This window comes from Anseongella ginsenosidimutans, from assembly GCF_008033235.1.
Taxonomy (GTDB): domain Bacteria; phylum Bacteroidota; class Bacteroidia; order Sphingobacteriales; family Sphingobacteriaceae; genus Anseongella; species Anseongella ginsenosidimutans.
This window is the reverse complement of sequence record NZ_CP042432.1, coordinates 3,718,175-3,741,052: the sequence shown is the minus strand read 5'-3', so window position 1 is coordinate 3,741,052 and position 22,878 is coordinate 3,718,175. Positions and strand designations below refer to the sequence as shown.

The window sequence follows — 22,878 nt, the reverse complement described above, 5'->3', positions numbered from 1 at the left end:
AAAAGTATCGCTACTTGAAACGGGCAGCGCCCCTATCCGAAGTGGTGGCGCCTTCCCAATAGTGTATTATTTTACACAGTGGTTTGGGAACTGTGGTTTTTCGGAAGAATATACATTAATTGATGCAGGCCAATCTCCGGTATCATAAAGAAAGTACCTGATTCGATGAACCCGCATTTTTTATAGAAAGTAATTGCCTTTTCCCTGGCATTGCACCAAAGCAGCAACACTTTTAGTTCTTCTAAATGCTGCAGGGCGAAACGGATAAGAGCGGCTCCCGCTCCACGGCCCCTGAAAGCGGGGTCCGTGGCCATTCCGCGCAGCTGGTATTGGAAGGCTTCCGGGAAGTCAGCGTGCCTGTTTTGAAGGAAGCTGGCCACGGCGATTAACCTTTCACCGGAAAAAGCGCCCGCATGGAAGCTTCCTGCTTCCTCATCGCCGGTGAAAACGGCTACTTCAGGACGCTGCCCTGGCCGAAGCACCGCCGCCCGTAAAGGAAGCGCCTGGCCGGCAGTAATAAATTTGAGTTTCAGGGCGCAAGCCGGTGAATCCGCCATTGGCCCGTTGTTTTATCGGCATCCGCTTTATAAATTTCGCCGGTTTCATAAACAATGCGGTCGTGCAGGCGGTTATCCCGCCCCTGCCAGAATTCAACCCGCTCCGGTTTTACAGAGAAGCCCCCCAGTTCTCCGGGCGGGGAATTCGTTCCTTTTCAGTGAAAATATTCTCCTGTTCCCTCCATATCTTTTCCAGCCAGTCACGGCTTTCTATGACCTGGCTTTGCGGCGAAGCAATGGCCGCCAGCCGGCTTCCCCGCGGGCGCGATTGAAAATACTGATCCGACTCATTCGCCCCGATCTTTTCCGCAATTCCTTCAATACGTACCTGGCGTTCCAGTGGCTGCCAGAAAAAGCTCAGGGAAACGAAGGGATTTTCGGCTATCTGCTGCCCCTTCAGGCTATTGTAATTGGTATAAAAAACGAATCCCCCTTCGTCAAAGTCCTTTAGCAGCACGATCCTTGCAGAAGGTTTCCCGGCTTTCCCCACTGTGCAAAGAGTCATAGCATTAGGTTCGGGAACTTCAGCATCCCATGCCTCCAGGAACCAGTTATCAAACTGCTGGAAGGGCGTAGGTGCCACTTCTCTCCTGGAAAGGCCCTGCAGGGTGTACTCCTTACGGAGCTGCCTGAGAATATCTTTTTTAGTACTCATGATGATATGCAAACTTACTTTTTCTTATGCAAAAAATTTGTGATACTGAATCGTTTTGGGTAGATTTTGCGTACCTTATATAAAAACCCGTATGATAGGTGAACTCAGACCGGAAGTAGGCCGGCTGCTGCTGGCCGAACCTTTTATGCTTGATCCGAATTTCAGGCGCTCGGTGGTTTATCTCACCGAATACAATGAACAGGGAGCCGTTGGTTTTGTACTGAACCAGCCTTCCATCCTGTCCCTGAAAGATATTATTGATGACGTTAAGGAAGATTTTCCCGTATATATCGGCGGCCCCGTGGAAAACAATACGCTTCATTTCCTGCACCGTACGGGGGAAGAGGTGGATGAGGCGAAGGAAATAGGCAACGGGATCTACTGGGGCGGAAATTTTGAAACCATTAAGATACTCCTGGAAAAGAAATACCTTTCCTCCGGGGACATCCGCTTCTTTATCGGCTACTCCGGCTGGTCACCCGGCCAGCTTGAAGACGAAATGGAAGAAAACGCCTGGCTGGTAGCCGAATCCCATAAGGATTTCATATTCCATGAGAACGATAACGCGCTCTGGGCGGGAGTCGTGAAAAGCATGGGCAAGAAATATGAGCATATCGTCAATTTCCCGCAGGATCCAAATATGAATTAAATGGCGAATTGCGTAATATTGTCACATCAAATATTCAGATGCAGGCATTTAATTCAGCAGATTTCAGGTTAGGCATATTAGGGGGCGGACAACTAGGTAAGATGCTCATTCAGTCCGCAATGGACTTCGGCATTGAAGTTCACGTACTAGACCCCGATTATAACGCCTCCTGCAGTTCCTATTGTCATCATTTCAAGGTAGGGTCTTTTAAAGACTTCAGGGATGTTTATCATTTTGGTAAAAGCCTTGACCTGTTGACCATAGAAATAGAAAACGTAAACGTGGAAGCCCTGAAACGGCTCCAGGAAGAAGGCCGCCGGGTATTTCCGCAGCCCGAGCTTGTTGAACTGATCCAGGACAAAGGGCTTCAAAAGGATTTTTTCATAGAAAACGGCATTCCCACAGCTCCTTTTGTGAAAATTAAGGACAAGGAAGAACTCCGCCAGCATACAGGGAAATTCCCCGCCGTTCAGAAACTTCGTAAATCCGGCTACGATGGGAGAGGGGTTTTTAAAATAAATTCCCCTGATGACCTGGCAAACGCATTCAATGAACCTTCCATCCTGGAGGAGCGCGTTGATTTTGAAAAGGAATTATCCGTACTGGCCGCCCGGAACGAATCCGGAGAAGTGGTCACCTACGACGTAGTGGAAATGGAATTCAACCCCGAGGCCAACCTGGTTGAAATGCTGTTCAGCCCCGCGCTGATCTCGCCCGAAATGGCCCGCGAAGCCCGCGAAATTGCCGTTAAAGTAATTGAGAAGCTGAACCTGGTAGGCCTGCTTGCCGTAGAAATATTCGCTACCCGTGACGGCAAACTACTGGTGAACGAGCTGGCCCCCCGCCCGCACAACAGCGGCCATCATACCATTGAAGCCTGCGTAACTTCGCAGTACGAGCAGCACCTGAGAGCCATTCTGAATCTTCCCCTGGGAAGTACCCGCCTGCATTCAAACGCAGTCATGGTGAACCTCCTGGGCGCCCCCGGTTACACGGGCGATGCCCGGTACGAAGGTTTCCCCGAGCTGGCCGGCCTGGAAGGCGTTCACATTCATCTTTACAGCAAGAAAAAGACAAAGCCCTTCCGCAAAATGGGCCACGTAACTATTACCGATAACGACCTTGACAAAGCGCTCGAAAAAGCACGGCTCATCAAGGAAAAATTCAAAATCATAGCCTGATGGCAAAACCCCAAGTAGGAATTATAATGGGCAGCCAATCCGACCTGAAGATCATGTCGGAAGCCGCCGCCTTCCTGGAAAATACAGGAATCGACTTCGAACTAACGATTGTTTCCGCCCACCGCACCCCCGACCGGATGATCACCTATGCCCGGGAGGCCCGTGAAAGAGGGTTGAAGGTAATCATAGCAGGCGCCGGAGGCGCCGCCCACCTTCCAGGCATGGTAGCGTCCCTGACCACGCTACCCGTCATCGGCGTCCCCATAAAATCCTCCAACTCCATAGACGGCTGGGATTCCGTCCTGTCCATCCTGCAAATGCCCACCGGCATCCCCGTAGCCACAGTAGCCCTGAACGGCGCCGCTAACGCCGGCATCCTGGCCGCATCCATTTTAGGAACCTTTGACGAGGGAGTAGCCACCCGCATGGAAGCCTACAAAAACAGCCTCCGCGAAAAAGTATTAGACTCCGCCGCAAAAATTGAAAAAGAAGGCTATAGGAATTCAATCTAAATTTGCAAATTTGCAACCCCGGCGGGAAACGGGGTTTGCAGGCGGCAGGGAAGTTTGTTGCCGTGAGATGTTGCTGGCGTATTCCCGCCCGGAATGAACTCTGCAGGTTCAATTTGAAAAGAGCAAGCCGATGTAGCTCAGCTGGTAGAGCAATTCATTCGTAATGAATAGGTCGCAGGTTCGAATCCCGTCATCGGCTCCGGTACCAGCACCGCCTCCTTTCAACCCGGGAAAGACAGGCAGGTAGCTAAATAGGGCCGAAATTAACTGCAAAACGCAGATTTCGGGGTGTAGCGCAGCCCGGTAGCGCGCTTCGTTCGGGACGAAGAGGCCGTGGGTTCGAATCCCGCCACCCCGACCTGACGGGACAAATCCGAGAAATCGGACTTTGTCCCGTCTTTTTTTGTTTGTAATTCCTTGGTAATCACCGCTCCATTGAAAGCAATAGTATTCAATCGGTGAGTTCGAACTTTGAAGCCGTCAAACCACAGATTTTCCGGATAGAGTGAACTAATTATGCTACGTCTGGTTAGGACATCCCCTGTTGTATAGACCTTAAATAGCTTACTTAAATTGTTAAATGCCCTCCCTATGTTATTTTGTACATTTCTGGTGGCCAGTTTTATTTCCGATAATTGTGCCTCCAGGGTCGCAATTTGGTTTTCGCAATCCTGTTTAACAATTTTATAATCCGAAGCGTCAAAGCTTTCTTCTAATAGTAAATTCCGGGCTTGGGAAATTCTTGCATTCAGCTCATGAATCTTATTCGTAATGCTTCGCTGGCTTTCCATCCCGCCATTATACCCTTCCCTGAATTTCTCCAGCACAATCGCTTCATACAACGGTTGCATCCCATCGATCACCATAAATTGCGAAAGGTCCTCCTCGAAAGTTTCATTTACCTTTTCTGCCCTGAAACGTTTCCCACAAGAGGAATGGCAGTGATAATAATGATAATATCCACCTCTGCCCTTGGAAGCACTTCCGGAAAGCATACGGTGACATTTGGGGCACTTCAAAAATCCGCGCAACGGCAACAGATCAGGAGCAACCATTTTAGTGGCCGTTCCAGCTTTGTTTCTTTTTCTACCAGCTAATACTTCCTGTACCTGATAGAATAAACTTTCTGATATGATTGGCTTATGTTGGCCATTTACAAGAAATTCCACTTCATCTCCGTACTCGGGAACAACGATCTTTCCATAGTACACTGGATTACGTAATTGTCTCCAGAAATTGCTTTTACCACAGCGCAAGCCCTTCCTTTTTGCTTCTCCAAAAATTTGCTCCACCGTATATTTACCTTTCGCTACTTCATTAAAGGCCCATTTTATGACCGAAGCCTGGGGTTCTGCCGGAGTGATGTATTTCGTGCCATCCTCCCGGCTCCGGTTGACATAGCCTGTTGGGGCCAGAGTGGTCCAACGACCTTCTTTTTTCGCTCTTCGGATGCCAAAGAACACGTTCAGGGAGCGCCGGTCATTTTCTACCTCGGGCGTCGCCAAATAAATGGCCAACATCAGTTTGTTTTCCGGGACGGATAGATCCAGGGGCTGCTCAATGGCCTGGGGTTCTACTCCCCAGCGGCGTAGGGTGTTGATCATTTGGTAGGCATCGCCTGCATTACGGCTAAAGCGGTCCCACTTAGTGAACAGGATCAAATTGGTTTTCCCTTTATGCTTTCGAAGATTGACCAGTAGGTTTTTCCAAACCGGTCGGTTGAACGTTTTGGCGGAATGATCCTCTAAATAGACCTTATTGATCGCTATGAAGTTCACCTCGCAGTAGCGGCGTAAAACCTCTTCCTGTCCGCGCTGGGAATAGCCCTTTTCGGCTTGTTCGTCGGTGCTGACCCGTACGTATAAGTTAGCAGTTTTCATGTATGGCGGTTTAAGATCGGATGGTGTGAAATACCGCTAATATACGGAAAAACCGCCTTGCCAGAAATTTATAAGGGGTTAAAATACAGAAGGTTATTCGTTGTGCGATAAGAAAAAAGGATCCTAGCTGCTTTTCCAAGAGGGAGCGAAGAAAAACCCGCTCCGTCATAGATAAGAGGGATAGGAAACAGGCTGATAATTACTTTTCGTTGGTCTTCGGTGGAACCCTTGCCATATAGCAGGCTCAGATTTAAGAGCGATCGCTGACGGGAACGGATTAATTTACCGGACGTAGCCGCTGCATCTGGCAATGTGGAAAGTAAAGAGCGCAATTCATGGATTTTTCGATCGCTGTCAGTCTTAATCATCCGGTATTCCGCGGGTCTTAAATCTTCAGAAAGCAATAAATCCAGGGCTTTTCGCACGCGCTCCCCCTGTTGCTTCAGCTGACGCTCAGCGGCGGTTCTTTTCTGCCGCTCACTGGTGGTATTTTTATTCCATACATCCTTTACGATGCGCCGGAAAAGGTCTTCAAATTCTGGTTTTATTCGGAGGGCTTTTAGAGCTTCTACAAACACTTTGTTCACTTTGGCAGCCGCAAAGCGCACCCCGCAGCGCGAGGAGCAATGATAATAATGATAATAGGCCCGGCATCCTTTGGAGGCGCTGCCGGAAAGCATCCGCGTGCACTTTGGGCATTTTAGAAAGCCGCGAAGTGGTAGCTGCTTCGGTGAAACGATTTTCATGCTCCGGCGGATCCTGCCCTGAAGCACCAGTTGAACGCGTGTAAACAATTCTTCTGAGATGATCGGCTCGTGCTGCCCATGAACCCATTGCGACGGTTCATCTTTAAAGGCGGGCACGAAGATTTTTCCGCAATAGACCGGGTTGCGGATCTGATTGTGGAAATTATTACGGCCCATTTGAAGGCCTTTCTTCCTGGCTGCTTTCCATACCTGATCAATCGGGTGTTTCCCTTTCGCGACTTCGGTAAATGCCCATTTCAGCAAGCTGGCTTCGGGTTCTTTGGGAACGATGTATTTGGTTCCGGTTTCCGTGGTGCGGTTGACGTATCCGGTCGGTGCCATGGCCACCCAGCGGCCTTCCTTTCGCGCGCGGCGCATCCCATGAAAAACGTTTAGTGCCCTGCGGTCATTCTCCACTTCAGGAACGGCCAGGTAAAAGGCCAGCATCATTTTGTTTTCCGGGACCGATAAATCCAGCGGCTGCTCGATGGCTTGTGGCTCGATGCCGTAGCTCCGCAGTAGCCCAATCATTTGGTAGGCATCGGCGGTGTTGCGGCTAAAGCGGTCCCATTTGGTAAAAAGAATGTAATCGGGAGCTTGTTTTCCTTTGGTCTTTTTCAGACGAGTAAGGAGCCGTTTCCATTCCGGGCGGTTGAAGGTTTTGGCGGAGTAGTCTTCGTAGACGATGTCGATGACGAGGATGCCTTTTACGGCGCAATAGCGGCTAAGTACTTCGTCCTGGTTACGCTGGGAATAGCCTTTGTCGGCCTGTTCGTCGGTGCTTACCCGGACGTAAAGGATGGCGCGTTTCATTGGGTGTGCTGCTGTTTGTAATGGATGCGGGCAAGGGTGTAAAGGAGTTCGATGATTAGTGCGGCTTCTTTCAGTGTGATGGAGATGCCTTTTTTCTGTAGGAGGGCGAGCGCCTTTTCGGGGGTAATTATAGGGACTTCGTTCAGATCGGAAGGGAGCATTGCTTTTTATTGGTTTGCAATGATAGGAAGGAATGCTTGGGTTTTTTCCCATGTGGGAGCTCTTTACGATTAAGAGGTCTAAAAAATATAGAATATTTGTAGTAATTGATGGAGTTTAAATGTGTCGGATTCCGAGGTTCAAGCCACTTGTTGTCATTTCTTTTTTGGTGGCTTTTTCATGGTTGGTAATTCTATGTAACTCGCATTCATCTCTGAATGATATATCTTTTGCGTTGCTCTTTTATAATCATGGGGTTTTGCCTTGCCAATATCAATAAACTTTTGTGGGTTCATATCAATGAGCGGAAACCATGAGCTTTGAATATGAATCATTATTCTATGCCCTTTTTTAAATCTATGGCTTTTTGATAGAAGGTCAATTTTGTATTCTATAATTTGATTCGGGTTAACGGGTTCGGGGCTGCTGAGATCATTCCTATATTTAGCTCTTATTACTTCATCTGCTATCAGCATTTGAAAGTCGTCCATATCATATTTGGTATTTTCGATTTCTGGATTGTAATTGGAGGGGAATACATCTATTAGTTTAACTACCCAATCACAATCAGTACCGGAGGTACTTGCACAAAGCTTCATTTTTATACTTCCGGAAATATCCACATCTTCTGTCAAAGGTTCGGAAACCCATGTAAGAACATCGCCTCTATTTGTGAAAACAGATTGATTGTCTGCTTTCCAGCCCAAACTACCCCTTTGCCAAAAACCGGGAACTGTTCCTTCCATGTAGGGAACGGGGTTTTTAGGGTCTGAAATATAACTGCTATAACTATTGGAAACAGTCGGCTTGTCTAACGATAATTTAAACCCTTGATTTAGATACCACTTTACAGGACTGATGTTTTCTTTTTGTGGCCATTCGCTGAAGTTCTCCCACTGGTTTTTACCGGTTCTGTAGACAGTTGCCTCCGCCTGGGAGAAGTCACCTTCATTTTTTAAATGATATTTGAACCATGGTGCTTGTATTTCTGTCAAGTAGTACGTTGAAACGGAACCACCAAGGTGAATTTGTTTATAATAATCATCCGGGTCTTCCCAGCCAGCATGATACCAAGGCCCGGCTACAAGGTTATTCAGGTTCAAAGAATCGTGCTTTTCGAGTTGTTCGTAGATTTTTAATGAGCCATAAAAATCCTGATCGTCCCACCATCCAACAACATTCAACGTTGGAACGGTTGTATTCTTTAAATAGCTGGTTATCGACCTGGTTTTCCAGAATTCATCATAATTGAGGTGAGCCATGAAGTCATTCCAATAAGGGTTCTCCTTGTTTAGAAACTCTGCGCTGTTTATATTTTCCAACGAGCCCCTTTCCAGAAACCATTGATAGGCATCGTTATTTTCAAACTTGAAACCGCGCTGTTCATGCTCTATGATGGCGTATCCAAAACTTGGGCTTAAGCGGAAAGCGCCTTGGTGATAAAAATCGTCCCCGATGTATAGGTCGGCAGGTGTGCCTTGAAGATTAACAGCTGCGAGGGCAGGATGCGGATTGATCAGTGCCATGGCGGCAAGCCACGAGTTGTATGAGTTTCCGGTCATTCCAATCTTTCCATTGTTATGGGGGATATTGCTGATTAGCCAGTCCATGGTATCGAAAGCATCAGTGCTTTCATTTGTCGGAGATGTGTCCAGTATTGGCCGAAGTAAGGCGTATTTTCCTTCGGAATTATATTTCCCTCTCATGTCCTGAAATACGAAAATGTATTTTTCTTCTGCCAAGGTTTTATACGCACCTTTTAGTCGATAGTCTCCATAACTGGAATTAGCTGTCCTCACACCGTATGGGGTACGGGTAAATATGATGGGTAAGTCTTCTGCAGTGCTTTCAGGGGTATAAATTTCGGTATAAAGACGGGTTGTAACCGGAAACTCAAAGTGCACAGTTTTTGGCAATTAGGAATGCACAGTTTTTGGAAACAAGGGTGCACAATTACCGGGTCAAATATAGGTTAAGCAGTGGAGTGTTCAAAGATAGATTTTCGATGCTTTAAACGATAGCTTTTTCCGGTGAGTGTGATGGCTTCGCACCGGTAGAGCAGGCGGTCCAATAGAGCGGTTGCCAGGACCTCGTCGCCCAGCAGGCCTGCCCATTCAGCCGGCATCTTATTGGTAGTGATAATGAAGGAAGTGCTTTCATACAAATGGTTAATGAAGTTGAACAAGGCGACGGCCTGAGCTTTTTCTACCGGGAAGAGCATCATATCGTCGATGACGATGAGTTGTGCCTTGGTCAGGCGTTTATAGTCGGCCATGGCAGATCGGGTCATGTCTTTCATTTTCAGCATATTCATAATATCCTCCATTGTTCGGAAGAAGGCATTGTACCCTCCCTGGATGGCGTCTCTGCAGAGACCGGCCGCCAAATGTGTTTTACCCACGCCGCTGGGACCGAGCAGGATGATATTATAGATTTGATCTAACCAGTTAAGCTCCCTGAGCTGATTTAAGCGATTTTTAGGAAGGCCGTTCTCCACGGTGGCATCGTAGGCTTCCAGGGAAGAGGAGGCAGGCAGGCGGGCGGTTTTTAACCGCCTTTCCATTTCCCGCTGCTGGCGATGGGAAGCTTCTGTCTCAAGAAGATTCCAGGTGAATTCGGTCAGGCCCATTTCCTGGGATTCCCCCTGGGCGATGAGCGTGTCCAGGGAGTGGGCGATCCCGCTCATCTTAAACTGCTTGCACAGGTGTTTGATCTGTTCTTTTTTTTCTGTCATGATCTAATAGTGAAGTGGTTATTATTTACCGTTTAACAATTGCTCGTAATCATCGATATTACTTTTATCGGGGGCTGTCAGGGCCGCCAGCGGAAGCTTCCCTCCTAAGGGGTTTAGATAGCGGATGTTGCTTTGGCCGTCTTTCTGCTCCTTTTGTTTGCCATAGTGTGCTACCAGAGCCCGAAAATCGGTGGCGCTGACGATCTGCCGGGCAAGGGCATATTCCAGGGCTTGTTTCACGATCTCCTTATCGGCTCCCTGGATGATCTCCCTGAGCAGTAGCAGCTGATCGCGCACGTAACGGGGCTTGTCTTTCCGGATCCGCTGCAGCAGCTGCCGCCCCAGATCCGGCTCTTCCAGCAAAGCGGCTACCTCTTCGATAAGTGCCGAGATGGGCCCTGACTTATCCCGTTTGTGATCGTTATTGATGATCTTCTGTCCCTTCCCCGCAGAGATGGTATGCTTGCAAATCAATTTGCCTTCTTCCCCCCAGATTACCAGCTGAGTGCCCTCCACCTGAAGGGTGACCTGACTTCCCCTGCCCTGGTAGGTGCCCAGGGGAAGAGAGTAGTAATTACTTTTGAAGCAGATGGTGTTGTCTTTTCGCACGGTATAAGCTGCCTTCACCGGGGTAACGGCAATGGGTGTGTAAGGAACCAGGAATGGCTGCTCAGTGACCCATTCGCTGTAAGGGACCTTGCCGGTTCCCTCGTGGGTGAGGGCATTGGCGGTGCGCCCCAACCAGCCTAATGCTTCTTCCTGCAGGGTGTCCGGGTCGTAATAGGTACGGTTATACAGGAAGTTCTGCTTGACATACCGGATCACGTTCTCCACCTTTCCCTTGCTCTGGGGATCTGCCTTGCGGCAGAAGTGGAGGCGGAAGGCGCGCAGACGGACATACTGCCGGAAGGCATCGGTCAGGATCAGGTCACCATGGTTTTCACTGATAAGAAACAGCCGGTCCTGGTCATAAACGGCTTCCCCGGCGACTCCGCCAAAGAAAGCAAACCCTGCTTCATGAGCGGTGATGGCCTCCTCAGTAGTAAACGGATGATCCAGGAACCAAACATACTTGTAGCGGGACCGGGAAAGTACCATCGTCAAAAAAAAGACCTTGGCAGTACCGCCATCACTTCTGCGCATATTGTATTGCCCGAAATCAACCTGGACCTGCAGCCCATAGGGAAGCTCAGGGACGGGGCCACAGTCTCTCAACATTTTGGTGCGGGGGATGTTGTATTTTTCCCGCATGGAGGCGACGAAATTAAAAACAGTTCGGCTACTAACCGGGGGGAGATCAGCATGATGCTCCTTCAGCCAATCAAACAACTGAGCGGCTGATGTGTCCGGGTAAAGGGTTAAGCGTTCTTTGATAAACCCTTCATAAGGCAGCAGTGTTTTGGGGCGCCGGGTTCCACTGATCAGGTGCTGCTCATAGTCCTGCTCGCTCATGAGCAGGTACTTTTTGACGGTTCGTCGGTTAATGCCCAGCGTTCGGCTGATGTAGGACACGGAACAATCTTCGCGGTCCATGCGGTGAATCTCGTAATACATCATAAATTTGTTCAAGAATACATTCATCTTCGACGTGTTTTGGTGAACCGCCGAAGCTCGGGAAATCCGGGAATGGGGCCGCGGCCCCATTCCCGGAAAACCTGTGCATTCTTGTTGCCAAATTCTGGGTATTCCTATTTTCTATTTTTTGTGCATTCTTATTTTCCGTTTACACGGGTTCCATCGCGCATGGTAATTAATGTGTCAATGGTCTTGTATCCGTTAACCTGTGCAAGCGCTTGAATACTCGCCAGCAGAAAAATGAAAATGAAATAAGGGCTCTTCATGTTTTTTTTTAACACCTTTATTTACTTATCGTACCCAACAAAGTTCTCGTTGGCATAAACTTTTATGGGCTGCAAACCGATAGATCTCCTTCTTTTATCGACCGCTGATTCCTGCTCTATGGGATAGAATTTCTTGATCCCGTTTTCCTCGATGATGGCCATTCCGTACCTCTGCTTTTGGCCGGTGTTTCTACAGATGCGATCATACAGCTCTGCGTATAAAACAGGTTCCGCATCTGCCGTTTGGAGATTGCCTTCCAGTAATTTCAGGCATTTTTTTTGAAAATCCAGGTCATGGGAATGTTGGGCAATGGCCCAGGCCATCCAGGCGCCGTCTTTCCCGATCATTGCCCTGGTGGGCCATCCGTATTGCTCAATTATTTCATTCAAACGAACGGTATTCCGGTCCACTATTTTTCTTTGCTCGTCCCACTTGCCTACCAAATCCTGGTCGTTTTTCCACATCTGTTTTAATTCCGTCCTTAGCACGGGGTGTGAAAGGGCAGCGGTATGTTTTCTTTCAGCTTCTTGCATCTTATCTTTCAAAGCGCTCCATCTTGGGTCCGGGTGTAAGGCTTTCAGCCGCTTATTTCGCTGCCACCTTGCCCAATCATACATGCCGGCGTCTATACATTTTTCCAACCATTTAAACGAAGAATCCAATTTATTGGCATTAGCGTACATTATGGCGGCGTAATAGTAATGCTCAAAATTGTCGGTCCCCTTGAGATCGGCTCCTTTTGCTATCAGTTCTCCGGCCTTTTCAAAGTTTCCGTTTGCCCTTTCTTGTTTTCCCTGATAGATAAGTTCGTCCCATGTTTGGGAGTGGGAATACAGGCTGCACAGGATAAAAATAATGGATATGAATTTCTTCATGTTGGTTTTACTGATTGCCCACAACGGGTTAGGCGCTGTGGCATGGTAAAGCACTAAAATAGTAAATAATGCGCTATTTCAAGAATAACGATAGGGTCAATTGTTGTCCCGTCATTTTACTCGGAAACAACATATTTCCGCAACCACTCAATCTGCGTTTCGTAATAGCCTTTGCACTTTTCACCGGCATCAAGCGGCATGCCCTCCACTTCGCGGACGGAACCCGTCGCCGATACGTTCATGCTGTGGTTGCAGTCCGGGAAAGTGCGCACCGTTAACGTGGCCCCGGTGTTCCAGCCGATAGTGGTTTCATACAACCGTTTTGTTTTCCGCCAATCAACGCTCGTGTCTTTTTCCCCAAATAGAGCAAGAACGTCAATGTCCAGACCACTGAGCATTCCGTCAAAGTCCCGTACGACCGTCATGCTCAATGTTCACGGGTCGAACCCGTATTGGTCCCTTACTTCCAAAAAGGCTTTCTGCTCGGCTTCAAACTGCGCGCGGGAAAGGGTCAAATCACCTGCAAAGTAAAAGACTGAAGTATCCTTCCGGAGATGTTGGGTAGCGTTCAGGTATTCATCATAAGTTCCTCCCTGCATGAAAATTTGTTTGCCCCGTACCCATTCTTTCAAAAGCCGTTGGGTTTCTTCCTGGGTACGACCCTCCAGGGGCAGGTTGGATCTCATTAGGTAATACTTTTGCTCCTCTGCGGGTACCCCCGCAACCGAAATCCAAAATTCGATGTCGGGATCCTGGGATAATGCGATTGGTGCTACCCAGCCACCGCGACTGGTAGCCCATATTCCGATCTTCGTAGAACCGGGAACGTTGTTGGCCTGTAAATACCCAATGGCATCCAGCACTTCCTGGGCACTTTCCTCCACGGGCTGATTTTGGTCGAACTGCCCCTCGCTGCGCCCATTACCAGGCTTGTCCCACACCACGCAAAGCAATGCCCAATTCGGTAAACCTGCTGCGCAAATCGATATACCTGTTCTCCCTGCGTATGTCCGTAAGGCCAGAACCATGCACAAATAGTATAAGTGCCCTGGCATCGCCTTTTGCAGGCTGGTCGATGATCCCGGAAAGCTTCTTGTTGCCGGAAGTGAATTCAAAATCCGTAGTGACCATTGCGCTGGCTTTTTCTTTGGCATTCCCGCAGGCAAACATCGTAAGGTTTGCCAGTAGCAGCATAGTGATACGGTTAATTGTTGTCATTTCTTTTTCTGTGTATTTGCAACTAATACTGAATCGGGTAATCTACTATAGTTTCCAGAAAAATTCAGCGGGCCTCACCGCTAAGTGTTTCGACCTTATGGATCCTTTGCGTTCTATTTTCGAAGGTGAATTGCATCAGCGCCCTCGCTCCTTTGAAAATAATAATATAGCTGTATCGAGTCAATTTGTTTTCCGGTTCTTTGAGGATAAGGTGTATGGATTTAATGTCTCCCAGTGATCCAAACTCTGCTTGTAATTCCGCTTGCAAGGGAGCCAATTCTTCCCAAAGGTTCCCGGAGTAATCTGCCGGTTTCATGGTGCCGTCGCTGGCGTCGGTCATGAACTTTCTCACTTTCGAAGATATCTCAGGGGCCTGATCCGGCAGAACGGGAAATTCATGTAAAATAAGGCGATGCATATTCAACAAGAGCGGTTTGAATGGTCCTGAGATCTGCTTGTTGATTTGCGGAATATCATAGTAATGGGCTCCTTTTTTCAGCTCTTCAAGTAAATTCAGGGTGGTACTTTCAGCATGGGGTGAAAAATCAAATACGGTAATGTCACCAGTTCGCAGGTCGTAGGCATTGGAGTATTTGGTGCCGCCCCGGCCGGTCGCCACGCAGGCTTTCAAAATTTCAGCTCCCAGGGAGTGTTCTGCGGAGGCTTTCCCCTTATACATTCTCCCAAAGATCTCATCACCAAAACCCAGCGCCCTGCTTTCTGTCGATTTGTCAAAATACAGTTTGCCGTTCCTTGACCCAATGATCACCGAGGCCCCGGTCTTATCGGCGATCAGAATAGTGGCTTTGGGAAAACCCGGTTCTGCATGAGCTTTGTAGAAAGCGATTGCTTCCTCAACCGTCTTGCATGTTTCTAGCAAGCGTTCCGATGAATTTCCCTTTACGCGGGCCATACCGGCATCCGGTAGGTAGCGATCCGGTTTGCCGGCGTACCAGTCAAAGGCCAAACCGTAGGTGTTGATACCTCCCTGAGCCGATCCGTCATCAAAGCCGACAAAAGCGCAGCCATAGTGATTATTTCCGGCAGGAATAAACCACATCTTCGTGTTCGGATTGGTATAATCCTCGTTGTTGTAAAACAACGCGTGATTGTCATCCGTCAGAAAGAAAATAGTGCAGGCTGTTGAGGAGCGAGCGAAAATGAGGAAAATCAATAGTAAGATTGTTTTCATGATTTTGTAATTTGCTTCAAACTTAGCTCCTCAATCTAAAGATACTGAATCAGAACCGGTTCAAAAGCCGGTCAATTTATTTTGTACGCACGTTGACACCAGGACAGGTCGTATAGGACTCCTATCGGAAGCTACCAGACGAATCCTGATCGCTTTGTTGTATATTAGCTATTAGAAACATAGTATTCGAATTTAATGCCGGATCTATATTCAAGGAAATTACTTTAACGCGGTTATTGGCAGCACAATACTCCAATTTACTAAGCATATGATTCAGTATCAACATGCCATCGGTTTTAATGGAGAAGTGATCAACATTGGCGATGTGACGCTTGAAACCCGTCATGTTCAACAATTTTCTTGTATTGGCTGTGGTGCAAAAATGACAGCCGTTTTGGGGAAGATCAGAGCTCATCACTTCCGGCATAGCGGCGATAGTTGTTCTTGGGAAAGTTATCTCCATCAATTAGGGAAGTTGATACTGCAACAACGATTTGACTCGGCGCGGGAATTTCCAGTGAAATATTATGTGCGTAATGGGTGTCCCCATTTTCTGGAATGCAGGTTGAGGGAGGACCATGCATGGGGGAGATGCCCTCCTGTTGAATTGCGAACAATTGACCTAAAGCAATATTATGATACGTGTGAAGTAGAAGCAACCTATCAAGGCTTCAAAGCAGACCTAATGTTGACAAGCAGCGAACATCCTGAGTGGAAGCCCGTATTTTTGGAAGTTGCAGTTTCTCATAACTGCGAACAGAACAAGATTGATTCCGGCATTCGAATCATTGAAATGGATGTTCAATCAGAATCCGATGTGGTTCGGGATATTGTGGAGAGTCATGGTGAATGGTTACTTCAGGCGAGTGGCAGCTATCATACCCCGGACGTTCCGGCTGTCAGATTTTATAATTTTAAACGAGCCTACGAGCCGAGGTATTTGTTAGATCGCTTCTACTTGTTCATCGATGAAAGGGGCATGTATAGGGCGGGATTGAAGCGCAATGCTGTTCATTGTTATGATGTGGAGACCAAACACGAGGAGAATTCTTGCTTTGAGGTGACCCTTTCAGCGGATTATCGTCCTTCTAATCAACAGGTTTCTTTATATGCCTTGGGTATGGCGTTAGCGATCCAAAAAGGATACGATATTAACAATTGCACTTTTTGTAGCCATTATAGCCGTTGCAGTTTGCCTTTTGAATTTATAGACAAACCTTCAGGTAAATATTATTATAAATGGATAGCCAACAAATCCATACCACCTTCAAAACTGGACAAATGGTTACAAGCGGTGAACTGCTCTAAATATCATATTTCGAGACGCCTATGTCAAAAAATTATTGATTCATGTAAGGGTCTTCCTTATTTAGAATGGTCAAAGGACTAATGATACAGCACGTTAGCTCTCCAAGATGAAACTTTTTTACCCGACAAAGCATGGTGTGATTGCTCCGCGGTGGATTCTGCGCATCGCTGTTGCCTTTCTGATGATTTCCAATATTGCATGGCTGGGATGGGGCCTTCGTTTCGGGGAAATGTTCCACTCTAAGGATTATTGGCAGGATTTGTTGACCTTTTCCCTTATCGGGGTTGTGATCGGAGAGCTTGTTTTCCGGATGGGGTTATACAATGCGAAAAGATTGCTGCCAGCGTTCAACATGCGGCGATATATTCTTATTCAGTCCCTTCTGGGAGTGCTATTACCATGGTTGCTATTGTACGGGGGCGGTCATTACTTGCCGGAATGGCTCGGGATGGATGTGGATACTTTTTATTATTTCCGGTACCGGCTTCCGTATGCTTTGGTTTGGTTGATGGTGTTGAATATACTTTATGTAGGTTGTTCGCTGGTCTTTAAGACAGTAACCTGGCAAAATTGATCAATGCTGCATAGAGCTTTTGGCAAGGAGACCGAATAAAAGTGTTTTGATAAGCAAATCGATATTCTCATGAAAAAATCAGAAAATAGAACTCAGTCGGGCGCTGATAAGCGCTTGAAAACATCCAACGTCGGATTGTCAAATCCCAGTAGAACATCGATGAATCCGGGGAAGAATCGAGAGAGGTTGAAAAATTCAAAGAAGAACGAAGATCGCCTGAAATGATGATGTGCAGTCACTAAGAGCTTATTGAAACCTTCAAGATATTTCTCCTGAGAAAAGCTTGCTTTGTAGCAGAAAAAGGGACTGCATTAAGGCACACAATCGGACCCATTATGAATTCTCTAAAAACTGCTTAAGACCATATAATATTGATCCAGAGATAACGCCAGATCCGATTCTTTCCAGAAAATTCGTTAATAGTTTAGCCGAGCTGGAACTATTTTGGTCTCCCTCTTTTATAGATTGCAAGCTTGAGACTAATTTCGCCTTCTCTACAGGAGTCGGACAATGTTCGTTTATCAGTCGGAGGAGTTCCTCTTCGTGTTCATCAATAAAACTTGCGCCTTTGATCGTATTGGTTTCCCCGATTTGGACGATATTTCCAGATATATTCTGAGCGTTAATTGTTGACATATACTATTGAATTTTCTGCGCCTATTTGTATTATTTCGCCATCGATATTCGAAGCATTGATCACAACTTGTGTGACCTGAACAGAGAGGTTAACGGTTACTCCTTTATCATACATGCAAGAACAAGTGATATTGCTTGTTTTTAGCCCCCTCTGATCCAGGAATTTGCCAAGTCGACAGGTGATTTTTTGCGCCAGCTCCTCCTGTTTCTTTTCTGTATATAGAACCAATGATTCACTTCCGTCATAATATTTGGAAGGTGCTGATATTCTTGCTGCACCGAAAGTTTTTTCTCTTCCTATTGCTGAAAATGGATGGTCCTCTACGGGAGAGATCCAGCTATAGTTCTGGGCCATTTCGATAGAATGATGTGCCACGAGTGCGGAACGCTCTATAACAAGTGAATTGTTATCCTTTTCGCCTAGTCGCAAAGGTGCCGAAGCTATATCCTGCCAAAATGGATAAGCTTTTGAAGCAAGGAATTGACCATCAGGCATTCCGTGAATTAATGAAGACGTCGAGGTATCGAAAGGACGAAGCGAGTCATATTTAGAGATCAGTCCAAGGCGGTCCGGTGTATGATAGATTTGTGATGATGCTATGTTAGCACCCAACCGCGTCGCATCGGGTTGCTGTACGAGTGCCTGGTCAATCCCTATGCCTTGACTATAGAATTGGCTCTGAGCGATGGAGGAACCATGCAGATATCCTGTGACATCTACGGGCTGTTCGTAAATGCCAATACGATTCGAAGTTACGTAACCCAGGCCGGTAATGTCGTTTGTTCCTAAGGCATTCTCGAATGACCTTGTTTCTTTGAGGTTTAGAGCACTGACGGATGAACCATGAAATCCCGGCAGGCTATTGTTTATCCATTTTCCGATTAATGCCTCCCTTTCAAATTCTGGGGCAACTATACTTGATGGAGCTATTGACGGCTGGTATGTGTGACCGCTCCAACCTCCGTAATTGATATGATTAATCGCTGAGATGGCTGCCTCAATTCCAACCGTTTCCGTTATATATGGTAACGATGTTGTGATCTCCGGTTTGATGTAGTTGTGAACAGATTCCAGGGCATGTTTCTTTGTCATGACAGATGTGTATTTGGTTGACAGTAAGTTAATTGTATGTATAACAAAGAAGCCTTAGAAAAGTTTTACTTCCTCTTAATTATAGAGTTAGATTCTTTAAAAAAATGGACCGATGGCGTTGGCAAAAAATGATAACACCGGTATAAATCTCCCACATGGGAAGAGTACCTCACGGATCCGCACACCTTTGCTATCCGTAATGAGTTTGCCATTCCATAAACACCCCCGTGTTGGGCAAGATGTATTTTCGCATGCGAAAACAATCTTGCCCGTCCTTGCGGCCGGGGGGACGTTGCTCGGAACTCGCAAAGTCTGAAGACCAGATTAAGATCAAACCATGCCCAGAAAGCCGCTAAAAGACCCTGAGAACCTCTTAAACCACACCCTCATCATCCGCGTCACTGAAAACCAGCACAAAAAGCTGAAAAAAATCGCTGGCGAAAGCGACTGCCATTCCATAGCCGAGGTTACCCGGCGGATCCTCGCCGGGAAAAAGATCATCCTCTTTCACAAGGACATCTCTCTGAACGCTCCCATGGAAGAGCTCACCACGATCCGCAAAGAACTCAAAGCCATCGGCATCAATATCAACCAGCAAACCCGGTATTTTCATGCGTCAAGGAGCGCCGCCGAAAGAGCCTTTTACGTCAACCGGACAGCCAACCAATACAAACACATCGAATCAAAAGTAGACCGCTTGCTTCAGCTCATCACCCAACTCACCCAGAAATGGTTACAAAAATAATCAGCGGAAAGAACATCAGAGGCCTATTGCTCTATAACGAACACAAAGTTTCAGAAGGACAGGCTTCCCTCATTATGGCCAGCCGGTTTGGCACCGACCTGGACAACCTCGACCTAAAAGCCAAACTCACCCGTTTTGAGCACCTCACCGAAGCAAACAGCCGGGTAAAAACCAACGCCCTACACATCCTGTTAAACTTTGACCGCACCGACAAACTCACAACCGCCGCTTTTCAACAAATCGCCACCCGCTATATGCAGCGCATCGGATTCGGCGAACAGCCTTACCTGGTCTACCAGCACCATGATGCCAACCACCCGCATATTCACATCGTCACCACCAACATAAAGCCCGACGGAAAGCGCATCGACATTCACGGCATTGGCCGCACGCTTTCAGAAACCGCCCGAAAAGAATTGGAAAATGAGTTCAATCTCACCAAAGCCGAAGGCCGCAATAAAAGCCAGGAGCTTGATATCAACCCCATCCCGCTGGAAAAAGCCCACTACGGCAAAACGCCTACCAAACGCGCCATTTATAACGTGGTCTCTCACGTTTTAAAAACCTATAAATTTACCTCCCTTGCCGAATACAACGCCGCACTGAAACAATTTAACCTCACTGCCGATAGAGGAAAAGAAGACACCATAATGTTTCAAAAACGCGGTTTGGTGTACTCCATCATTAATGAAGAGGGTAAGCGCATCGGCATCCCGTTTAAAGCCAGCGCCCTGGCGGGAAGGCCCACCCTGGATAAGATAGAAAAAACCTTTGCGCGAAATAAAGAAAAGCGCCTCCCGCACAGGGAAAGCCTGAAGCGGCGCATTGACCAGGTGCTCGGCAACTATCACGACCTCACCAAAGCCACCTTCGCGCAGGAGCTGAAACAGCAGCAGGTAGCCATCCTCTTTCGACAGAACGCCGAGGGGTTAATTTACGGGGTCACCTTTGTGGATCACCTGCACAAAACAGTCTTTAACGGCAGCGACCTGGGTAAGGCCTATAGCGCAAAAGCGCTCACGGCGGGACTGAGCAGCACCGATCGATTAAAAGCGCCCAAGAAGGAACCTTTGATCCCACCCGCATTACCCGCCAGCCGCTTCCTGCCTTCCTTGCAGGTGCAAGGTGAAAAAGAAGCCTTGCCCGAGGTGACCATTGAGCTGCCAGCCCCCACGAGCGTCCTTGAAACCTTATTGAAACAGGAAACCGAGTATAGCAATTTCTATCACCCGAGAAAAAAGAAGAAACGAAAGAAGCGGCAGGAGCCACAGGTCGATCAAGGCCTGTCCTGATACGTAGATCATTTCAATAAACAAGCACCATGAACACCGGAGAAGATGTGCAAGGCTTACGGAAAATCGCTGATTTTACGCGCCTGATCAGCATTTTCGTGCTGGCAATTCACGTTTATCTCACTTGTTATGAGGCGTTTATCGACTGGGGATTTACGGCAGAAATTACCGATCGGCTCGTCGCTCAAATCGCGCGGACGGGATTGTTTCAAAACGTCGTCATTCCCAAGCTGGCTGCTTTGCTGCTGCTGGGGATCACGCTCCTGGCGGCAAAAGGGAAAAAGGACGAGAAGGTTCAAATCAGCAGCAGCCTGGCCTATTTGCTAGGTGGCTTGTGCCTGTACTTTGCGAGCGCGTGGGTCCTGTACCTTCCGGTAAGGGAGACGATCCGCGCTGTTTCCTATATTGGCATTACGGCCGCGGGTTACCTGTTGATCCTGAGCGGGGGTACGCTGCTGTCGCGATTGGTCAACAGTAGCCTGGATACGGACGTGTTTAACACGGCTGGCGAAACGTTTCCGCAGGAGGAGCGTCTTTTGACGAACGAATACAGCGTGAACCTGCCAGCTCGCTATCGTTTGAAAAGTGAACTGCGCAAGAGCTGGATTAATATTGTCAATCCGTTCCGGGGGCTGCTGGTAGCAGGTACGCCCGGGTCGGGCAAGTCTTACTTTGTGATCCGGCACATAATTGACCAGCACCTTCGCAAGGGCTTTTCGATGCTCCTGTACGATTTTAAGTTTGATGACCTCTCGCTCATCGCCTACAATACGCTATTAAAATATTACAAAAATTACAAGGTAAAGCCCACCTTCTGGGTAATTAACTTCGATAAGATCCTGCACCGGTGCAATCCGCTGTATCCTGAAAGCATGGACGACCTCACCGATGCAACCGATTCATCCAGAACCATCATGTTGGGCCTGAACCGGGATTGGATTAAGAAGCAGGGTGATTTTTTCGTGGAAAGCGCTATTAATTTTCTGGCGGCGATTATCTGGTACTTGAAAAAATACGAGCAGGGGCGCTACTGCACGCTTCCTCATGCGATCGAGTTGATGCAAACCGATTATGATCGCTTGTTTGCCTTACTGATGAGCGAGGAAGAGATCCAGGTGCTGATCAATCCTTTTGTGTCGGCTTATCTCCGCAAGGCGATGCCGCAGGTGGAGGGACAAATCGCTTCGGCAAAGATATCCCTGGCCAGGCTGGCTTCTCCCCAGCTGTATTATGTGCTGAGCGGAAATGATTTCACGCTGGATATCAACAATCCGAAAGCGCCCAAGATTGTGTGCCTTGGAAACAACCCGCAAAAGCTCCAGGTCTATGGGGCTGTTCTTTCGCTGTATATCTCCCGGATGATTAAACTGGTGAACCGGAAAAACCAGCTCAAAAGCAGCCTGGTATTCGATGAATTTCCGACGATCTATTTCGCAGGCATGGACAGCTTGATTGCTACTGCGCGCTCCAATAAAGTAGCGACGGCCCTTGCCGTGCAGGATTTCAGCCAGCTTAAAAAAGATTACGGGGCTGAGCAGGCAAGCGTGCTGACCGGGATTGTCGGTAACGTGATTAGCGGGCAGGTGACCGGGGAGACGGCGAAGCGGCTGAGCGAGAGTTTTGGGAAGATCATGCAGGAGCGGGAGAGTCGGAGCATTTCGAGCTCGGATGTGTCGGTGTCCCGGTCGCGGCAGCTGGAGTATGCGATTCCTGCTTCGCGGATTGCTTCGCTGTCTTCGGGGGAGTTTGTGGGGATGGTGGCCGATACGCCGCAGGAAAAGATCCGTTTGAAAATGTTTCATGCCGAAATTCAGAACGATCATGCGGCGATTGCTGCTGAGGAGGCGGGGTACAGGGAGATCCCGGCGGTGGGGCAGGTGACCCGGCGCGATGTGATGGAGAATTATTACCAGATCAAAGAGGACATTTATGAGCTGCTGAAAAGGGAGTGCGGGCGGATTGAGGCGCGGCAACGGCGGGCGGAGGAGCTGGCGCGGAAAAATGCCGAGAAACAGGAGGGACTGGAAGCGGGGGAGTGCCGGGAGCAGGGGAATAAGGAGCAGGGCCAGGGACTGGAAGGGGATGCTTTATCAATGTAGACGCTATCATGGGTCGATGTGCCGCGAACTTACAATGTATGGTATTCCGCGTTAAATGATTCTTAACAAATCAAATCGTTCTAAAAACTTCAGTTGATAATCAAGAATCTCATCGAA

24 protein-coding genes, 2 tRNA genes and 1 pseudogene are annotated in these 22,878 nt (G+C 47.9%); 10 read left to right on the top strand and 17 right to left on the bottom strand.

Annotated features, from left to right (window positions below; translation table 11 throughout):
* Nucleotides 1-71: 71 nt before the first annotated feature.
* Genes FRZ59_RS15725 through pdxH form a run of 3 tightly spaced genes read right to left on the bottom strand, consistent with a single transcriptional unit; the run spans nucleotide 72 to nucleotide 1,212 of the window.
* On the bottom strand, nucleotides 72-557 hold the full coding sequence (locus FRZ59_RS15725) for a GNAT family N-acetyltransferase (protein WP_132129917.1): 486 nt from the start codon (nucleotides 555-557) through the stop codon (nucleotides 72-74).
* Nucleotides 530-625: a hypothetical protein gene (locus tag FRZ59_RS19820; protein ID WP_349290849.1), complete on the bottom strand. Its 96-nt coding sequence runs from the start codon at nucleotides 623-625 to the stop codon at nucleotides 530-532. The genes FRZ59_RS15725 and FRZ59_RS19820 overlap by 28 nt, the downstream gene beginning before the upstream one ends.
* A gap of 41 nt (nucleotides 626-666) precedes the next feature.
* Nucleotides 667-1,212, bottom strand: coding sequence for a pyridoxamine 5'-phosphate oxidase (pdxH, locus tag FRZ59_RS15720; RefSeq protein ID WP_349290798.1), 546 nt, complete (start codon nucleotides 1,210-1,212; stop codon nucleotides 667-669).
* A gap of 91 nt (nucleotides 1,213-1,303) precedes the next feature.
* Between pdxH and FRZ59_RS15715 the strand changes: the two genes are divergently transcribed.
* The 5 genes from FRZ59_RS15715 to FRZ59_RS15695 all read left to right on the top strand — a co-directional run bounded on the left by FRZ59_RS15715 (nucleotide 1,304) and on the right by FRZ59_RS15695 (nucleotide 3,912).
* Nucleotides 1,304-1,861, top strand: a complete 558-nt coding sequence (locus FRZ59_RS15715; protein ID WP_132129919.1) for a YqgE/AlgH family protein — start codon at nucleotides 1,304-1,306, stop codon at nucleotides 1,859-1,861.
* Between the two features lie 38 nt (nucleotides 1,862-1,899).
* Nucleotides 1,900-3,042, top strand: coding sequence for a 5-(carboxyamino)imidazole ribonucleotide synthase (locus FRZ59_RS15710; RefSeq protein WP_132129920.1), 1,143 nt, complete (start codon nucleotides 1,900-1,902; stop codon nucleotides 3,040-3,042).
* The gene (purE, locus tag FRZ59_RS15705) at nucleotides 3,042-3,554 is read left to right on the top strand and encodes a 5-(carboxyamino)imidazole ribonucleotide mutase (RefSeq protein WP_132129921.1); all 513 of its coding nucleotides are present in this window, start codon (nucleotides 3,042-3,044) and stop codon (nucleotides 3,552-3,554) included. Before FRZ59_RS15710 ends, purE begins: the two co-directional genes overlap by 1 nt.
* 126 nt (nucleotides 3,555-3,680) lie before the next feature.
* Nucleotides 3,681-3,753, top strand: a tRNA-Thr gene (locus FRZ59_RS15700).
* Between the two features lie 85 nt (nucleotides 3,754-3,838).
* Nucleotides 3,839-3,912 (top strand) — tRNA-Pro (locus tag FRZ59_RS15695).
* 577 nt (nucleotides 3,913-4,489) lie between these two features.
* Here the strand turns inward: FRZ59_RS15695 and FRZ59_RS15690 are convergent.
* The 12 genes and pseudogenes from FRZ59_RS15690 to FRZ59_RS15645 all read right to left on the bottom strand — a co-directional run.
* A pseudogene (locus tag FRZ59_RS15690) lies at nucleotides 4,490-5,434 on the bottom strand (recombinase family protein); the annotation flags it as partial.
* Nucleotides 5,435-5,502: 68 nt separating this feature from the next.
* Nucleotides 5,503-6,993, bottom strand: coding sequence for a recombinase family protein (locus FRZ59_RS15685; protein ID WP_158640654.1), 1,491 nt, complete (start codon nucleotides 6,991-6,993; stop codon nucleotides 5,503-5,505).
* Nucleotides 6,990-7,154, bottom strand: coding sequence for a hypothetical protein (locus tag FRZ59_RS18560; RefSeq protein WP_158640653.1), 165 nt, complete (start codon nucleotides 7,152-7,154; stop codon nucleotides 6,990-6,992). The genes FRZ59_RS15685 and FRZ59_RS18560 overlap by 4 nt, the downstream gene beginning before the upstream one ends.
* A gap of 153 nt (nucleotides 7,155-7,307) precedes the next feature.
* Nucleotides 7,308-9,068 (bottom strand): CocE/NonD family hydrolase, encoded by a 1,761-nt coding sequence (locus tag FRZ59_RS15680; RefSeq protein ID WP_132129923.1) that lies wholly within the window; start codon nucleotides 9,066-9,068, stop codon nucleotides 7,308-7,310.
* A gap of 56 nt (nucleotides 9,069-9,124) precedes the next feature.
* Nucleotides 9,125-9,886: an IS21-like element helper ATPase IstB gene (gene istB, locus FRZ59_RS15675; RefSeq protein ID WP_132130816.1), complete on the bottom strand. Its 762-nt coding sequence runs from the start codon at nucleotides 9,884-9,886 to the stop codon at nucleotides 9,125-9,127.
* Nucleotides 9,887-9,907: 21 nt separating this feature from the next.
* Nucleotides 9,908-11,467, bottom strand: coding sequence for an IS21 family transposase (istA, locus tag FRZ59_RS15670; protein WP_158640556.1), 1,560 nt, complete (start codon nucleotides 11,465-11,467; stop codon nucleotides 9,908-9,910).
* Between the two features lie 131 nt (nucleotides 11,468-11,598).
* Nucleotides 11,599-11,727 carry a hypothetical protein gene (locus tag FRZ59_RS19545; protein WP_262709610.1) on the bottom strand — a complete coding sequence of 43 codons (129 nt, stop codon included), beginning with the start codon at nucleotides 11,725-11,727 and terminating at the stop codon, nucleotides 11,599-11,601.
* A gap of 21 nt (nucleotides 11,728-11,748) precedes the next feature.
* Nucleotides 11,749-12,603 carry a DUF6624 domain-containing protein gene (locus tag FRZ59_RS15665; protein ID WP_132130778.1) on the bottom strand — a complete coding sequence of 285 codons (855 nt, stop codon included), beginning with the start codon at nucleotides 12,601-12,603 and terminating at the stop codon, nucleotides 11,749-11,751.
* Nucleotides 12,604-12,719: 116 nt separating this feature from the next.
* Nucleotides 12,720-13,028 carry a hypothetical protein gene (locus tag FRZ59_RS15660; RefSeq protein WP_132130779.1) on the bottom strand — a complete coding sequence of 103 codons (309 nt, stop codon included), beginning with the start codon at nucleotides 13,026-13,028 and terminating at the stop codon, nucleotides 12,720-12,722.
* A 9-nt stretch (nucleotides 13,029-13,037) separates the two neighbouring features.
* Nucleotides 13,038-13,487, bottom strand: coding sequence for an alpha/beta hydrolase (locus FRZ59_RS15655; RefSeq protein ID WP_132130780.1), 450 nt, complete (start codon nucleotides 13,485-13,487; stop codon nucleotides 13,038-13,040).
* Between the two features lie 37 nt (nucleotides 13,488-13,524).
* On the bottom strand, nucleotides 13,525-13,821 hold the full coding sequence (locus FRZ59_RS15650; RefSeq protein ID WP_132130781.1) for an alpha/beta hydrolase: 297 nt from the start codon (nucleotides 13,819-13,821) through the stop codon (nucleotides 13,525-13,527).
* Nucleotides 13,822-13,885: 64 nt separating this feature from the next.
* On the bottom strand, nucleotides 13,886-15,013 hold the full coding sequence (locus FRZ59_RS15645) for a hypothetical protein (RefSeq protein ID WP_132130782.1): 1,128 nt from the start codon (nucleotides 15,011-15,013) through the stop codon (nucleotides 13,886-13,888).
* 268 nt (nucleotides 15,014-15,281) lie between these two features.
* Here FRZ59_RS15645 and FRZ59_RS15640 point away from each other — a divergent pair, with 268 nt between their 5' ends.
* Both FRZ59_RS15640 and FRZ59_RS15635 read left to right on the top strand, forming a co-directional pair.
* Nucleotides 15,282-16,403, top strand: coding sequence for a competence protein CoiA family protein (locus FRZ59_RS15640; protein WP_132130783.1), 1,122 nt, complete (start codon nucleotides 15,282-15,284; stop codon nucleotides 16,401-16,403).
* A 25-nt stretch (nucleotides 16,404-16,428) separates the two neighbouring features.
* Nucleotides 16,429-16,896: a hypothetical protein gene (locus FRZ59_RS15635; protein ID WP_132130784.1), complete on the top strand. Its 468-nt coding sequence runs from the start codon at nucleotides 16,429-16,431 to the stop codon at nucleotides 16,894-16,896.
* Nucleotides 16,897-17,229: 333 nt separating this feature from the next.
* Here FRZ59_RS15635 and FRZ59_RS15630 read toward each other — a convergent pair whose 3' ends face one another.
* Together FRZ59_RS15630 and FRZ59_RS15625 are read right to left on the bottom strand one after the other, a co-directional pair.
* Complete coding sequence (locus FRZ59_RS15630; RefSeq protein WP_132130785.1) at nucleotides 17,230-17,532, bottom strand: hypothetical protein; 303 nt, start codon at nucleotides 17,530-17,532, stop codon at nucleotides 17,230-17,232.
* On the bottom strand, nucleotides 17,519-18,625 hold the full coding sequence (locus FRZ59_RS15625) for a hypothetical protein (RefSeq protein WP_132130786.1): 1,107 nt from the start codon (nucleotides 18,623-18,625) through the stop codon (nucleotides 17,519-17,521). Before FRZ59_RS15625 ends, FRZ59_RS15630 begins: the two co-directional genes overlap by 14 nt.
* 337 nt (nucleotides 18,626-18,962) lie before the next feature.
* Here FRZ59_RS15625 and FRZ59_RS15620 point away from each other — a divergent pair, with 337 nt between their 5' ends.
* From FRZ59_RS15620 to mobC, 3 genes are read left to right on the top strand one after another with little or no spacing between them, the layout of a single operon-like run.
* Nucleotides 18,963-19,370, top strand: coding sequence for a mobilization protein (locus FRZ59_RS15620; RefSeq protein WP_132130787.1), 408 nt, complete (start codon nucleotides 18,963-18,965; stop codon nucleotides 19,368-19,370).
* Nucleotides 19,355-20,662, top strand: a complete 1,308-nt coding sequence (locus tag FRZ59_RS15615; protein WP_132130788.1) for a relaxase/mobilization nuclease domain-containing protein — start codon at nucleotides 19,355-19,357, stop codon at nucleotides 20,660-20,662. Before FRZ59_RS15620 ends, FRZ59_RS15615 begins: the two co-directional genes overlap by 16 nt.
* 29 nt (nucleotides 20,663-20,691) lie before the next feature.
* The gene (gene mobC, locus FRZ59_RS15610; protein ID WP_132130789.1) at nucleotides 20,692-22,761 is read left to right on the top strand and encodes a conjugal transfer protein MobC; all 2,070 of its coding nucleotides are present in this window, start codon (nucleotides 20,692-20,694) and stop codon (nucleotides 22,759-22,761) included.
* Nucleotides 22,762-22,878: the final 117 nt, after the last annotated feature.

Excerpts from the sequence above, each read along its gene's own strand:
- FRZ59_RS15725 (WP_132129917.1), bottom strand. The coding sequence starts at position 557 with ATGGCGGATTCACCGGCTTGCGCCCTGAAACTCAAATTTATTACTGCC.
- pdxH (WP_349290798.1), bottom strand. The coding sequence starts at position 1,212 with ATGAGTACTAAAAAAGATATTCTCAGGCAGCTCCGTAAGGAGTACACC.
- FRZ59_RS15715 (WP_132129919.1), top strand. The coding sequence starts at position 1,304 with ATGATAGGTGAACTCAGACCGGAAGTAGGCCGGCTGCTGCTGGCCGAA.
- FRZ59_RS15710 (WP_132129920.1), top strand. The coding sequence starts at position 1,900 with ATGCAGGCATTTAATTCAGCAGATTTCAGGTTAGGCATATTAGGGGGC.
- purE (WP_132129921.1), top strand. The coding sequence starts at position 3,042 with ATGGCAAAACCCCAAGTAGGAATTATAATGGGCAGCCAATCCGACCTG.
- FRZ59_RS15685 (WP_158640654.1), bottom strand. The coding sequence starts at position 6,993 with ATGAAACGCGCCATCCTTTACGTCCGGGTAAGCACCGACGAACAGGCC.
- FRZ59_RS18560 (WP_158640653.1), bottom strand. The coding sequence starts at position 7,154 with ATGCTCCCTTCCGATCTGAACGAAGTCCCTATAATTACCCCCGAAAAG.
- istB (WP_132130816.1), bottom strand. The coding sequence starts at position 9,886 with ATGACAGAAAAAAAAGAACAGATCAAACACCTGTGCAAGCAGTTTAAG.
- istA (WP_158640556.1), bottom strand. The coding sequence starts at position 11,467 with ATGAATGTATTCTTGAACAAATTTATGATGTATTACGAGATTCACCGC.
- FRZ59_RS19545 (WP_262709610.1), bottom strand. The coding sequence starts at position 11,727 with ATGAAGAGCCCTTATTTCATTTTCATTTTTCTGCTGGCGAGTATTCAA.
- FRZ59_RS15665 (WP_132130778.1), bottom strand. The coding sequence starts at position 12,603 with ATGAAGAAATTCATATCCATTATTTTTATCCTGTGCAGCCTGTATTCC.
- FRZ59_RS15660 (WP_132130779.1), bottom strand. The coding sequence starts at position 13,028 with ATGACGGTCGTACGGGACTTTGACGGAATGCTCAGTGGTCTGGACATT.
- FRZ59_RS15650 (WP_132130781.1), bottom strand. The coding sequence starts at position 13,821 with ATGACAACAATTAACCGTATCACTATGCTGCTACTGGCAAACCTTACG.
- FRZ59_RS15645 (WP_132130782.1), bottom strand. The coding sequence starts at position 15,013 with ATGAAAACAATCTTACTATTGATTTTCCTCATTTTCGCTCGCTCCTCA.
- FRZ59_RS15640 (WP_132130783.1), top strand. The coding sequence starts at position 15,282 with ATGATTCAGTATCAACATGCCATCGGTTTTAATGGAGAAGTGATCAAC.
- FRZ59_RS15635 (WP_132130784.1), top strand. The coding sequence starts at position 16,429 with ATGAAACTTTTTTACCCGACAAAGCATGGTGTGATTGCTCCGCGGTGG.
- FRZ59_RS15630 (WP_132130785.1), bottom strand. The coding sequence starts at position 17,532 with ATGTCAACAATTAACGCTCAGAATATATCTGGAAATATCGTCCAAATC.
- FRZ59_RS15625 (WP_132130786.1), bottom strand. The coding sequence starts at position 18,625 with ATGACAAAGAAACATGCCCTGGAATCTGTTCACAACTACATCAAACCG.
- FRZ59_RS15620 (WP_132130787.1), top strand. The coding sequence starts at position 18,963 with ATGCCCAGAAAGCCGCTAAAAGACCCTGAGAACCTCTTAAACCACACC.
- FRZ59_RS15615 (WP_132130788.1), top strand. The coding sequence starts at position 19,355 with ATGGTTACAAAAATAATCAGCGGAAAGAACATCAGAGGCCTATTGCTC.
- mobC (WP_132130789.1), top strand. The coding sequence starts at position 20,692 with ATGAACACCGGAGAAGATGTGCAAGGCTTACGGAAAATCGCTGATTTT.